Raw genomic sequence first — 13,998 nt, 5'->3', positions numbered from 1 at the left:
TGTGAACGCCTGTTTCGCGTGAGCGGATCGACTATGGGAGCAACGATATGCAGCATGAGAGCGACACCCCGGCCACCGAGCTGGATGGCACCGCACCGAGCGTTGACCAGCCCAATGGACGCACCAGCCGGGATAAGAGCGCACGCTGGGACCAAGTGCTTGCGCTGCTTGCACGTGAACGCCGACTGAGCGTCACCCGGGTGGCCGATGAACTGGGAGTCTCCGAATCCACAGTCCGACGCGATTTCGTCGAAATGGAAGACGCCCAACTTGCCCGCCGAACCCACGGCGGTATCGTCGCCATCGACGTCGCCTATTCGCTAGCCGCCCGGTCCAGGGGCACTGATCCCGAGGCCGAAGGTCGAGAACGCATCGCCGATTATGTATCGTCCCTGGTCCGGCAGGGCCAGATCATCGGTATGAACGGTGGACGTACCACTTCGGCGATTGCCCGACGGATTGGGGCCCGCACGGATCTACCGATGCGCGACGGCTTACCGGGACTAACTGTCGTGTGCGCCGCATTAAATATTGCGACCGATATGGTGCTGCGCCCCTCGATTCGTACCGTGGTCCTGGGCGGAGTGGCCGAACCGTATTCCTTTGAGCTGACCGGACCACTGGCCTCCGCGACCATGCGGGACCTGTGGCTGGACGTCATGATCATCGGTGCGGTCGGTCTGGACATTGATGCGGGCCTAACCTGCCGATCTGACGCCGAGGCAGGCGTGACCAGGACGATGATCGCCCATTCGCGTCGAACCATTGCCGTGGTGACAGCGGACAAAATTGGTACCCGGGTGCTCGCTGGGATCTGCCCGCTGGGGGAACTCACGGACCTGGTCGTAGCGGGAGAAGTTGATGCGGATCTGCGCCGATTCTTAGATGAACAAGGGGTTGCGCTCACGATCGTGTGAGGCACCACCGCGCCGCTTCATCGTCCTTTGCCCGGTCAACCGGTAGCGTAGAGGCGTGATCTGGATGTTCGGACGTCGTCAGCGCAAGCGAGTTCAGCGCGAAACCGCGCCCGACGTTGCGGTGGATGGCCCCCGCGACGAACGGGCCGTTCATTACAACCGCCCGAATCCTCGCGACGAGGCGGCGCCTGATGCTGTGCTCCCGGGTGATGTATCGGTGGAGACCACCACCACGGGGTCCCTCGAAGCGGTGACAGCGCCGCTGACCATCGACGATGATCCTCGGGCACGTGCCCAAGACGAACGCCCGATGACCCGCGCCGACCGAGTAGGCGATGCGCTTGACCGCTGGTCAGCTGCGATTGCGACCTCCTCGCACGGACAGTCTTTTTTGCAGCAAATGCGTGCTGACCAGGACGTCCTCGATCTCACCCACTCTCATCCCTCCGGCCTGGCACAGCTGCTCGCTGGCCGCGGCCCTACCCGACTATCCTCCCTGGTGCGCGAAGTGGGGGCGCTCGCCGAAGCGCGTCGGCGAGCCCGCGCCATCCGTGAAACCGCAGAGCGCTACGCCGACGACATTGGGCTAGCCACCTGCTATCTCGGCATTGGCGAAGCATCCTGGTTCCCGCCCGACGGCGGTGAAGCCATGCACGCCCCCGTCCTCTTACGGCCGATCACTTTGCGTCTGCGCGGCAATGCTCGCGAAGACGTGGACCTCGATCTTGAGGCGACGGTTGACATCAACCCGTTCCTGCTGCGGACTTTGCGCGAAGCGGGTATCGCGGTCGATGCACGGGCACTGCTTGCTACCACCGACGGCGCCTACGGGTTCGATCCGAACCCGGTGCTGGATGCATTCCGCGCCCTCGGCGAACCGCTGCCGGGCTTTCGGATTACCCACGCTCTGGTGGTCGCAAACCTGATTGATACCGCAGGTCCGCTGGTGGATGATCTCGCGACCGATCGCCGGGTGTGGACCGAGCATCCACTGGTGGCCGCGCTCGCCGGAGATGCGGAAGCCCGGGACGAAATTGTCGCCCCCATGCTGTCACCGCGCCCGTCAGTGGACGAAGCTTCGCTGGTGGCTGCCATCGATCCCGACCAGCAGTCCGCCTTGGACGCGGTGCTGTCGGGAACGCACGTGGCGATTTCCACACCTCCCGGATCGTCCAGTATCGAAACCATCATTCATTTGATGGCTGAGCTGAACGCGCGAGGAAAGAGCGTGCTGATTGTGTCGCAGCGGCGCCGGAATCTCGCCGAATTGGTGCGGGTTGCTGAAGACGCTGGATACGGGGAACTCCTATTCGATCTGTCTCCCAACCCGGCTACGCAACGCAACTACGCGCAGATCCTGTTGGATTCACTGCGCCGAGCCGGGTCCTACACGCCGCCGGGAACCCTCGCTGAAGATCCAGCGCTCGTGGAGGCTCGCGAGGTGCTCGGTGGTCACGTCGATGCGATGCATCGCGTGCAGGACCCTTGGCAGGTCAGCGCCCATGACGCCTTAACCGCGCTGGCGGCTCTCACTCGCCACCGCCCAGCCCCCCGCACCACGGTACGGCTTTCCGCTGAGGTGGCAGCCCGTATGGTGGGCGAGGACCGCAATCATTACGCCGCTGCGCTAAAGGAAGCCGCCGAGTGCGGTGCGCTGAGCACCGGGCCTAAGGACACCGCCTGGTTCGGGGCCACCATCACCACCGACACTCAAGCGGCGCGGGCACTGGAACTGGTGGAAGAACTGCGCGATACTCACCTTCCCGAGATCACCCGCCGTATCCGCGAAACCGGCCCTGACGTGGGACTGCGCACGCCGGACAACCTCGCCGAATGGCAGGAAAACCTGGACGTTCTCAGTGCCGTCGGCGCCGTGTTGGTGGACTTTTATGGCGCCGTGTTCAGCGCCGATATCGACGACCTGCTCGCGGCGACCGCACCTAAGCAGTGGCGGGAAGCGCATGGCGTCATTATGGGGTTTAGGGAACGTCGGCGTCTGCGTAAGGCGGCCCGCACCCTGATCCGTCCAATGTCACAGATCCCCGACATTCACGCTGCCCTGTTCCAGGTGCGTCGGGCCCGTGAAGCCTGGGACCGTATCGCCATCGACCGCCGGGTGAACCCGTCCTGCCCGAAGAGCCTTCCCGCCGCCCGCACGCTCTATGGCACGGTGCAAAAAGTCGGGGATGAACTCGCCATCCTCCTCGCTGGGACCCCGGAGGGCGGCGACGTGCTGTCGGCACCGCTCGCTGAGGTTCAGGCGCGACTGGATCGGCTGGTTCGAGACCGCGAGTCACTGACGGACCTTCCACGGCACACCACGCTGCTACGGCGCCTAGACTTCGACGGTCTAGGTGCATTGGTAGAGGACCTGCGTGCCCGTGGGGTCGGAGCCGACCAGGTATCGGTTGAACTCGATTTGTCCTGGTGGAAGAGCGTTTTAGAGTACATTGCCGCCGCCGAACCCACCATCTCCGAATACGACGGAACCTCGCTATCGCAGGTAGCGGAACGGTATCGGCGTTTGGATCGCGCCTTCATTGCGGCGGCAGCGCAGAGGGTGCGCAAGGTGGCCGATGATGTGCTCGTCGACACCATGAAGACCTATCCCGACACCTCACGTGCCGCCATTATCGAGCTTCGGCGCGCCACCACCACATCGGTTCGGGACTTGGCCGCGAAATATGAACAGATTCTGTTCAGGGCGCGCCCGACCTGGCTGGCCTCCCCCTACTTGGTGCCCCAGATCATTCCGCAGGGACGTCACTTTGACGTCGTGATTATTGCCGACGGCGGTAGATTACCCACCGCGGCCGCGGTTCCGGCGATTGTGCGCGGCGCGCAGGTCGTCGTCATCGGGGACCCGTTTGAATACGCAGGCGAACCCGCCATGGCGGTGTCCTCGGATCCTGAGCGGGAAGACGGTTCCGGTCTTTTGCTCGACGAGATGCGCCGAGTTGTCCCGTCGGTTACCTTGCGCAGGGATGATCGCGCTGGAAGCGGACGGTTACGCACCTTTGTGCGCGAACGCCTGTACGGCGGTGAGCTGCTGAGCGTACCCAGTCCCTCCGAACCTGAGCCGGACGTTCTCGAATACGTGGAAAACGGCAGGGGTCCGGTCACCGGCAGTGAAGACCAGGTGGAAAGCACCGAAGCGGAGCTGCGGCGGGTTACGGATCTTGTGATTGCCCATGCCCGCAACCGTCCGGGACGTTCGCTTGCGGTGCTCACGCTCACCGCGAACCATGCCCGCAAGGTGATGGAACGCATTATGCAAACCGTCGCGGTGATCCCGGGCTTGCGCGACTTCTTCGACCCCGGAGCCGAGGAATTCTTCACCGTTCTACCGGCTGAGCAGGCCACCGCTGTGGTCCGCGATGACGTCATTGTGACCATCGGGTTCGGCAAAACCCCGCACGACCGGGTGATCCATAAGTTTGGGCCGCTGACCGGGCCGTTTGGTCGGGAGGCCCTCACTTCGGTGCTCACCCGTGCGCGTGGCCGCACCACGGTGGTGACTGCTTTGCGCGCTGCGGATCTGGACCCGGAGCGGCTGCGCGGCGAAGGTGGGCATGATCTGATCGCCCTGCTGCGCTACCTCGAAGGAGTGGACGCGACTGACGACGATGGCACCGAGTCGGCGGTGCCGGGGAGCGCGCGCGATGCTAGCGGCTCGAAGATAGGCAGCGGCTCGAAGATAGGCCCGGGAAGCAAAGCCACCACCGGATCGGCCACTGCTGGTGGCCCAGGTGCAGCATCTGCCACCGCATCCTTTGACCAGGGCGAGTCTAAGGACACATCGTCCCCGCCTACCCAACAGTTCCTGTCCACGTTTGTGGTCGATACCCGCCAAGGCGCACAGGGCGCTGAGCAGTCGTCAGCGACGACCCCTGTGTCACTGGGTCGGCACGACGGCGCCATTGTGCTGGAGGACTTGAAACCGGGAGAACGGCCTAACCGCACGGATGCACTGGTGGCTGATCTCGCTGATCGTCTGTGGCGGCTGGGCCTGACCGTCGCACCGGACTACGGGCACTCTGGCGACCGGGTGGAACTCGCTTTAGGGCATCCGGACCTTCCCGGACGCTTCTTAGTGGCGGTGGAAACCGACGGGGAGCGTTATCTCAACACGGCGAGCCAGCGCGAACGCGACCGGTTGCGTGCCGAACGCTTGGAAGCCGCTGGCTGGCGTGTGGAACGCGTGTGGTCTTGGGCCCTGTTCATCGACCCCCAGGGGGAAGCTGAGCGGATCCGCCGCAGCGTGGAGCGGGCTCTGCGCGCACACCTGGAGGCAGGCCAGGACGATTCCCGTGACGGCACCGCGACTGTCCGCCACATGGTGCCACGCCCACAAATCCCCGCCGGGCACCCGCTGTCCTTCTACGGCCCCGAAGACTTTGATGCCGTGGTCGAGTACATCTGTTCCGACGGTAAAGCGCGCCTCGAAGACAACCTTGCGGCTGAAGTCCGGGAGTTCCTCGGTTTTGAAAAGCGGTCGGTGCTCTTGGACGTGTCGGTTGCGTCGGCGATCCGTCGCTACCAGGAACGCTCATGAGTAAAGTTGTGATTTCGTCCCTGACCGGGGAGAGGATTGTTTGGGACGAGGATCCGGACGAGGCTGACGTGGCCGCGCAGTCCACACAGGTGAATCCGCAGGATGCCCGGCTTTTGCGCGAGGTGCCGCCGCATTGGGGCAATGGTCGCTAGCCTGAAGGCATGAGCACTGAGCAGCACAACGCCCCGAGCGTGGACTTGGCCGATATTCGACTCGCTGCGGTGGGTGTGGGAAATATGGGATCCGCGATTGTGCGCGCGGCTGTGCATGCTGGAGTCAAACCCAGCCACGTCACGGTCACCAATTCCCGCCCGGACAGCTCTGAGCGGGCAGCGGATGAACTCGGGGTGGCAGCTGCGCCGCTGGATGAGGCGATTGCACAGGCTGACGTCCTGGTGCTTGGAGTTAAGCCCTACCAGCTAGACGACATCCTCACCGTGGTGGGTCCGCTGCTTACCGAGGATGTCTTAGTGGTCTCTTTGGCTGCCGGGAAAGAGCTGGCGGCGCTGGAGGCGGCTCTGCCGCAGAACACTGCTGTCGTGCGCTGTATGCCCAACACGCCGGTGGGGGTCGGTGAGGGCGTGGTGCATTACATGCGGGGCAGCTGCGTCGATGATCGGCAGGATGCCCTGGCCCACGCCCTATTTGATGGGTCCGCAGTAGTTCTGGATCTTCCTGAAACCCAGGTCCATGCGCTGATCGCTGCGGCGGGTTCCCTTCCGGCGTTCGTGTTTTACGCGATTGAAGCGATGATTGACGAGGCGGTGCGGCTCGGTTTGCCGCGGAATATCGCATCCGACGCGGTGATTCAGACGGTACGCGGGTCTACCGGTGTGCTTCTCAAATCCGGTATTCATCCGGCTATCGCGCGGGGCAACGTGTGCAGCCCGGGCGGGACCACCGCGCAGGGGGTGGCGGCGTTAGACCAGCACAGTGTGAGGGCTGGTCTTGCTGCCGCGATGGACGCCGCCGCTGAGCAGTCCCGCCGGATGGCGCGGGGTGACTGACGCGGATAGCGCGACAGGTGCTCAACGCCGGGTTACAGGTGCTCAGGGCCGGTTAGCGAAGCGTTCCAGCAGGTCCGTGTGACCGGAGACGATCAGTAAGTCATGCGCGGACACCTTGGTGTTTGGTTCAGCGTAGGTGAAGTCCCGGCCAGGTGATTTCACACCGACGACGGTCACCCCGTATTTCCCACGGATATCGGATTCAGCCAGGGTGAAACCTTGGGTTTCCCGCGGCGGACGCATCTTCACAATGGCGAAACCGTCGTCGAACTCGATGTAGTCGATCAGGCGCCCGTTAACCAGGTGTGCAACCCTCTGACCTGCGTCCTTTTCGGGGAATACCACGTGATGGGCGCCGATCCGCTCCAGAATCTTGCCGTGAGCCTGGGAGATTGCCTTCGCCCAAATAATGGGTCGACCGAGGTCAACTAGGTTCGCGGTGATCAGCACACTTGATTCGATGGACGTGCCAACCCCCACCACAGCCGCGGAGAAATCCGAGGCCCCGATCTGAAGCAGCGCATCCATATTGGTGGCATCCGCTTCGACCACATGGGTTAAGCGCCCGGAATACTCTTGCACCAGGTCAGGGCGCGAATCAATGGCGAGAACATCGGTTCCGAGTTCTTCAAGGGTGAGTGCGAGGGAGGCACCGAATCGGCCAAGTCCGATCACGAGTGTTCCGCTGTCTTTATGACGGGTATCGCCCACGCATACCTCCGAGTTGACGGGCTGAGCTCACGAGTTAGTCCGGTTAGTTTATCTAGTGATTCATGTTGAGCATGTGTCTCACGTTGTTCATGTGTCTGATGACGAGCATGTCTCTCACGTTGATCGTGTGTCTGATGATGTGCATGTGCCCCATGATGTGCATGTGACTCATGTCGATCGTGCGAAACGTAGCGATCATGCGAAACATAGAGATCGTTCGTGAGCCCGCAGTCTTTGGCGGTGATGGGCCAGGGGAATCAGCCGACGATCGGCCGTTCGGCGGGCAGTCGCACCACTTTGGTGCGTTGGCGCAGAGCCAGAGCAGCCCCGAGTGTCATCGGACCCACACGACCGGCATACATGCACACAATCAGCACATATTTTGCGGCCTCAGGCAATGTGTGGGTGATGCCGGTGCTCAGTCCCACGGTGCCGTACGCAGACAGCACTTCAAAAATAGTGCGGTCCAGGGATAGACCGGTCAGACGGATCATCATCCATGTCGCCACGAAAATCACTACGGCACTGACCACCAGTACCGCAATCGCCTGTCGGATGGTTTCCTGAGGGATACGGCGATTAAACACTTCGACGTCCCGGTCGCCTCTAGCTTCAGCAATGATCGACAACACGAGCAGTGCAAATGTGGTGACCTTGATGCCGCCGCCGGTTGAACCAGAGCCGCCGCCGATGAACATGAGCGCGTCCATGAGCAGCCAGGTTTCCTGATGGAAATGCCCGACATCGAGCGTGGCAAGGCCGCCAGAGCGCGGCATCACGGAGGCAAACCCCGAAGCCATGATCTTCACACCCAGCGAATGCGGGCCGAGCGTGGCAGGGTTAGACCACTCCATGGCGAGGATGCCGACGAAACCGACGATAAACAGGATCCCGGAGGTTGTCAGAGTTAATTTGGCGTGCAGCGTCCAGTTCTTCGGATGCTGCCAGGACCGCACGACCACCAAGATGGCGGGGAATCCGAGAGAGCCGACGAACACCGACAGCGCCACGGGGATGGAAAACCACGGGTCGGCCACGTACTGTTCCACCCCGGCGTGTTCGGGCACGAATCCTGCGTTGTTAAACGCGCTGATCGAGTAGAACGCGCCGTTAAATAGTGCCTTGCCCCAGTCGTGGGAGCGCAGCCACAGATTAGGAGTGATGGCAAGGAATGTGAGCAGCTCGAACGCGGTGGAGGTGATCACGATAGTGCGCAACACCCCGCCAACCTCGGCGAGTTTCTCGGCTTTGGTTTCGGAAGCGGTGATGATTTTCTGCGCCAGACCCATGTGGCGAGATACGGATAGGCCGAGCAGGGATGCCAGGGTGAGCACACCGAGACCGCCAACCTTCATCGCAAACATCAGCACGACCAGGCCGAAAGTTGACCAGTGAGTTGCGGTTTCCACGGTGACCAGGCCGGTCACGCACACGGCGGACATGGCCGTGAATAGGGCATCGACTAAGGGGGTGCGCTGACCGGAGGCGCTCGAAATTGGCAGTTCGAGCAGGACCGTGACCAGCAAGATCATGCTGGTGAACACCAAAAGTGCCAGGCGTGCGGGGGAGGAGCGAGCGGCGCTGCCTACGATATCGCGTAGGCCGTCGCGCAGCCGGACGGCCAGTGGGGCGCGTCGCCCGGGGCCGTTCAGCGGGCGGCTGGTGCGTTTCACATCTGCTCTCCGTATCTCGGTGCTGGTCCTCGTGGATTCTATGACGCAATGCCGGGTTAGGCTGCCGTTATGACGCAGACGTCAAAATTGGGATCCGAGGACAGGACATTATGGACCGCAGATGGCGGGGCGCTGTCGGCTGGTGACGAAACTGCCTCTGCGGTTGGGGTGGTGTGGGATGACGCGCTGACCGGGTATGACTTTGGTCCGCGGCATCCGATGGCTCCGATCCGGCTCGGTTTGACGATGCTGCTGTCCCGGTCGCTGGGAATTCTTCCCGGTGACTGCGTGGGCCTGCCCGCACCGATTGCCTCCGACCAGGACCTGATGACGATTCACGATCCGGCATATGTGCAGGCGGTGCGGCTAGCGTCCGCTGATCCGCCGCGCGAGATGCGAAAGCGGCTTGCGAAGGAATGGGGGATTGGCACGTCAGATGTGCCGATGTTCGCGGGGATGCATGAGGCCAGTGCGCGCTTGGTGGGCGGCACGAGCGCGGCGGTGGATGCGGTGCTGAATGGTCGGTGCAGCCGGGCGGTCAATATCGCAGGAGGTATGCACCACGCTATGCCGGCTCGGGCGAGTGGTTTTTGTGTCTACAACGACATCTCGGTGGGGATTGCCCGCGCATTGGCGGCGGGAATGCGGCGAGTGGTGTATCTGGATCTCGACGTGCACCACGGGGACGGTGTGGAACGGGCGTTTTGGAATGACCCTCGGGTCGTGACGATATCGGTTCACGAATCGGGAACCACTCTTTTCCCCGGGACCGGGTTCATCCAGGATGCGGGGGGCTCTGATGCGTTGGGGTCAGCGCTGAATATCCCGCTGCCACCCCATGTCAATGCGGACGGATGGGTGCGGGCGGTGTGCGCTACGGTTCCGGCGCTGGTGCGCGCCATCGGACCCGATCTGCTGATCAGCCAGCACGGCTGCGATACCCATGCTTGCGATCCGTTAGGGCATCTGGACGTCACAATTGAGGCGCAGCGTTATGTGGCGCTGATGGTGCGGGATCTGGCCCGCGAGGTGTGTTCTGGTCGGTGGGTGGCGCTGGGTGGCGGAGGATACGGCGTGGATACGGTCGTGCCGCGGGCATGGACGCATCTGCTCGCGGTGGTGTCGGGTCATGATCTTGACCCGGGTCGTGCGGCTCCCGCTGAGTACGTGGATGCGGCGCGGGACCTGATTGTTCGCCACAATCTGGTAAGCCATAAGCCGTTGCCGCTGCCGGAGTTATTGACGATGGGGGATGGTCGCGCGGTGCGGGCGCGGGAATGGGCTGACGGGTTTGATCCGGCGGACCCGTTGGATCGCGCTGTGATGGCGGCTCGGCGCGCGCATTTTCCGGAGTGGGGGCTCGACCCGCTGTATGACTGACGTGTCTGGCGCTGTCAGGCGACCTTGTGTCTCGCCATGTGCTTGGGCGGGATGTGCGGCGTCCTCGATATCTGCGAGTTGGGATTGTCGATGCCTGGGATGTCGGAGGTGCCTGGCATGATGGCGACATGGATACACAGGATCCGTTAGTTCCCCGGACAGTTTCCCCAACGGGCGTACCTGGCGCCGGGGCGGGATCTGAAGAGGCCCTGCTCACTCGGTTGTGTGACCAGCTTTCTGGGGTACGGCTGCCGTTACCGGTTCCGGGTGCTGATCAGGCGCGTGATGAGATTGCCGCCGTGAGCGGACAGCTTGCCGATCATGTGTTGCCGCGGATCAGATCACTGTCGGCTCCGTTGCTGGCGGTTGTCGGTGGTTCGACCGGTGCGGGAAAGTCGACTTTGGTCAACTCGCTGATTGGTCGGCGGGTCACTCGGGCTGGGGCGATTCGTCCGACCACGCGCACCCCGATTCTTGTGCATCATCCCGAGGATGCGCCTTGGTTTGAAGGGTCGCGGATTCTGCCGGGGTTGGCGAGGATCCGTCGAGATCAGGCAGACCAAGGTGGCCAGGGCTCAACGGGTCGCGCGGGCCGCTTAGGGTCCGGCGCGGGGGGCGATGCCGCTGGTCCCGGAGGGCTGGAACTAGTCGCTGATCCTGCGGTTCCGCGCGGTTTAGCGCTGTTAGATGCCCCGGATGTGGATTCGGTTTCTGAAGCCAACCGGCGTTTGGCCGGGCAGCTATTGCGGGCGGCTGACTTGTGGATCTTTGTGACCACAGCGAATCGCTATGCCGACGCGGTTCCGTGGGTGTTGCTGGATCAGGCTGCGGATCGGGATATCACCGTTGCCATCGTGATGAATCGGATTCCGGCACCGTTTGCGACCGCCACGAATTCTCAACTCGGCACCGGGTGGGCATCGGGAACACCTGCTGAATCCCCAGATACTCTGTCCGCAGAGACTTCATCCGCATCAGCGGAGGCGGGCATTGATGACGCGGTGACTGCTGAGCTACTTGAGGATCTGTCCGCGTTGTTGGTCCGTCGCGGGCTGGAACCCGCCGCTCTATTCCCCGTGCGCGAAATGCCGCTGGATCATGACGGTTTAGTCTCGCGTGCGGCGATTGAACCGTTGGACACCTGGATGAGGGAGCTCGCGCACGATGCGGGCCGCCGCGCTGAGCTCGCGCGTCGCACGTTGGCGGGTGCATTGCAGGCAGTGGCCGCAGGCACTCAGCGCATTGCGGTGGCAACGCAGGACCAGGCCACTGCGTTACAGGCCCGTCGCGCAGAGGTCAGTTCTGCGTTTAAAACCGCCCATGATCACATTGTGGAGGCGGTCTCCGATGGTTCGCTTCTGCGTGGCGAGGTGCTGGCCCGTTGGCAGGATCTTGTGGGCGCAGGCGAGTTTTTCCGCGGGGTGGAGGCGTGGTTTTCGCGGATGCGTGACCGGGCAGGGGCGTTCCTGCGCGGAAAACCGGCGCCGGCCATTCGGGTTGAACAGGCGTTGGAGACGGGTTTGCGCAGTGTTGTGATTGAGGAACTGGCCCGGGCGTGTGAACGGGTAGATTCCGCGTGGCGCGCCGATCCGTCGGGGCGGCTGCTGTTGAACGGTGACGATATGGCTCGGCTGCCCAACTCCACCGGTGACGACGTTGCCCGTGCGATTCGAGACTGGCAGGCAGATGTTTTGGAGCTGGTCTCCACCGAGGGGCGAGATCGTCGTCAACGGGCACGGATTTTGTCGCTAGGGGTCAACGTGGTCGGCATCGCCCTGATGGTGGTGGTGTTTGCCTCGACGGCTTTCATCCCCACCGGTTTGGAAGTTGGGGTGGGTGCGGGAACGGCTGTGATCGGTCAGAAGCTGCTGGAGACGATCTTTGGCGATGAAGCGGTTCGCCGTTTGGCTCGGACGGCACGCGACCAGCTCGAGGACCGTTTGCGTGCCCTGGGGGCGGCCCGAATGGAGGATTTCACCGCCCGTATTGACGCGGTGGATTTGGGGCCGTCGCCGGAGTCGTTGCGGGAAGCTGTCGAGGAGGTGCGGGCGCTGGCGCATGAGGTAGCGGCACCGCGGCAGGCGGGTGATCTCTCATGATTGGAAGGAAGAACCAGCCTAAGCAGGATATCGATGGTGGACTGGGCGGTGAGCACCGGCTGGCTGCCCGTATTGAAGCTCTGGAGGACGTATGCGAATGCGCCGAAGGCCGGATCGACAATGCGCTGATTGAGCGTGCTCGGCAGGTGGTGGGCTCGGCCCGGGCGCGCCGGTTGCTGTCGGCTGAGCACACCGTAGTTGGCCTATTCGGGGCCACCGGTTCCGGTAAATCTACGGTGATGAATGCGCTGGCTGGTCGCGATATTGCGCGTACACATGTGCGGCGTCCGACGACGAGCCGCCCGCTGGCGGCGATCTGGGGGTCCGAGGGCAGTGAGGAACTGCTGGACTGGCTCGGTGTGACTGATCGGCACGTGATGGGTGAGGACCGCCATCTGGTGCTGCTGGATCTTCCCGACTTCGACTCGGTGGCAGATGAGCATCGGCGGGTGGCAGAACATTTTGCTGAAGTCGTCGATGTGCTGGTGTGGGTGCTGGATCCTCAGAAATATGCTGACGCCGTGCTCCACCGGGATTTTGTGGCCCCGCATGCTGGACACGGTGCTGTCACCTTGGTGGTGCTGAACCAGGTGGATCGGCTGCTCCCGGAGGATCGCAAGGATGTCCTGCGGTCGTTGCGGGAGGTGCTGGCAGCGGATGGTCTCAGTCGGGTTCCGGTGGTGGCGGCGTCTGCGCGCACCGGCGAGGGAATCGATGAGCTGTGGGCGAGGATTGATGACGTGGCTCGGCGTCGAGATGCGGCCGGGCGTCGGATCCTGGCTGATCTGCAGCGGGTAGGCACCGAATTGGTCGGGAGCGTGGGCGATGTCGATGTTCCTGGACCGTCATCGAGCGACGTCGATGCGCTGACGTCGGATTTGGCCAGTGCCGTCCGGGTGCCGCAGATCGCGCAGGCGGCGGCTGGGTCGTATCGCAAACGGGCTCACCATGCGACGGGTTGGCCGTTTGTGCGGTGGATCTCTCGGTTCCGCCCCGATCCGCTGCGCCGACTGGGACTTGCGGGGCGGTCCGAACCGGCTGATCTTCGGCGTACCTCGTTGCCGGCGGCCGGGGCCGCGCAGAGGGCTTATGTCGATGGAGGGTTGCGGCGTCTGGCGGAGACCTCTATGCACGGTGTGCCTGAGGGGTGGTGTCCGGTGGTGCGTCAAGCGGTTCGTCGCCATGACGATGCTCTTCCTGACGCTTTGGATCAGGCGGTCGCTAGAACAGATCTCGGCGCGCAACGCGGTTCCTGGTGGTGGCCGGTGCTCGGGGTATTGCAGTGGCTTGCGCTGGCGGTGCTGGTGGTCGGCTTGGGGTGGCTCAGCTTGTTGGCGGTGCTTGCGTATGCGCAGTTACCGTTGCCGTCTCCGCCGATGGTCGATGGGCTGGGAATTCCGATTCCTCTTCCGACGGTGCTGGTCGTGCTCGGTTTAGCGCTGGGTGTGCTGGTTGCTCTGGGGGGTGGTGCGTGCGCGGCGCTGGCTAGCCGGTGGCGTTCGCGTCAGGTGCGCGAGCGGCTGGAATCGGCGGTTGCCGACGTCGCTGATGAGCTGGTTTTAGCTCCTTTAGATGAGGAACTTGACCGTTTGCGTGGTGCCCGCCACGCTCTGAGGGCGGCGACGCGCCCGTGAGCGCCATGTAAACTGCTGTTTT

Annotated in this window: 9 protein-coding genes; 7 read left to right on the top strand and 2 right to left on the bottom strand. The window is 63.2% G+C overall.

Annotated features, from left to right (window positions below; genetic code table 11):
- Positions 1-47: 47 nt before the first annotated feature.
- The 4 genes from BN1724_RS06950 (at position 48) to proC (ending at position 6,479) form a co-directional block, all read left to right on the top strand.
- Positions 48-917 (top strand): DeoR/GlpR family DNA-binding transcription regulator, encoded by an 870-nt coding sequence (locus tag BN1724_RS06950; protein ID WP_084252847.1) that lies wholly within the window; start codon positions 48-50, stop codon positions 915-917.
- A gap of 64 nt (positions 918-981) precedes the next feature.
- Entirely contained in the window at positions 982-5,472 is a 4,491-nt protein-coding gene (locus BN1724_RS06945; protein ID WP_058234771.1) for a DUF4011 domain-containing protein, read from the top strand.
- Positions 5,469-5,624, top strand: a complete 156-nt coding sequence (locus BN1724_RS12915) for a hypothetical protein (protein ID WP_157085801.1) — start codon at positions 5,469-5,471, stop codon at positions 5,622-5,624. Before BN1724_RS06945 ends, BN1724_RS12915 begins: the two co-directional genes overlap by 4 nt.
- A 9-nt stretch (positions 5,625-5,633) precedes the next feature.
- Complete coding sequence (proC, locus tag BN1724_RS06940; RefSeq protein ID WP_058234770.1) at positions 5,634-6,479, top strand: pyrroline-5-carboxylate reductase; 846 nt, start codon at positions 5,634-5,636, stop codon at positions 6,477-6,479.
- Positions 6,480-6,521: 42 nt separating this feature from the next.
- On the opposite strand, the gene BN1724_RS06935 is transcribed toward proC, so the two are convergent.
- A complete protein-coding gene (locus BN1724_RS06935) occupies positions 6,522-7,190 on the bottom strand; it encodes a potassium channel family protein (protein ID WP_058234769.1) in 669 nt (222 codons plus the stop codon).
- Positions 7,191-7,447: 257 nt separating this feature from the next.
- On the bottom strand, positions 7,448-8,842 hold the full coding sequence (locus BN1724_RS06930; RefSeq protein ID WP_407919318.1) for a TrkH family potassium uptake protein: 1,395 nt from the start codon (positions 8,840-8,842) through the stop codon (positions 7,448-7,450).
- 90 nt (positions 8,843-8,932) lie between these two features.
- Between BN1724_RS06930 and BN1724_RS06925 the strand changes: the two genes are divergently transcribed.
- The 3 genes from BN1724_RS06925 (at position 8,933) to BN1724_RS06915 (ending at position 13,976) form a co-directional block, all read left to right on the top strand.
- Positions 8,933-10,243: an acetoin utilization protein AcuC gene (locus BN1724_RS06925; RefSeq protein ID WP_084252846.1), complete on the top strand. Its 1,311-nt coding sequence runs from the start codon at positions 8,933-8,935 to the stop codon at positions 10,241-10,243.
- A 128-nt stretch (positions 10,244-10,371) separates the two neighbouring features.
- Positions 10,372-12,342 (top strand): dynamin family protein, encoded by a 1,971-nt coding sequence (locus BN1724_RS06920; RefSeq protein ID WP_084253124.1) that lies wholly within the window; start codon positions 10,372-10,374, stop codon positions 12,340-12,342.
- The gene (locus BN1724_RS06915) at positions 12,339-13,976 is read left to right on the top strand and encodes a GTPase family protein (protein WP_058234768.1); all 1,638 of its coding nucleotides are present in this window, start codon (positions 12,339-12,341) and stop codon (positions 13,974-13,976) included. The genes BN1724_RS06920 and BN1724_RS06915 overlap by 4 nt, the downstream gene beginning before the upstream one ends.
- The last annotated feature ends 22 nt before the right edge of the window (positions 13,977-13,998 follow it).

It is taken from the genome of Devriesea agamarum, assembly GCF_900070355.1.
Classification (GTDB): Bacteria; Actinomycetota; Actinomycetes; order Actinomycetales; family Dermabacteraceae; genus Devriesea; species Devriesea agamarum.
Note: the sequence above shows the minus strand (reverse complement) of the source record. Positions and strands in the feature narration are given on the sequence as shown.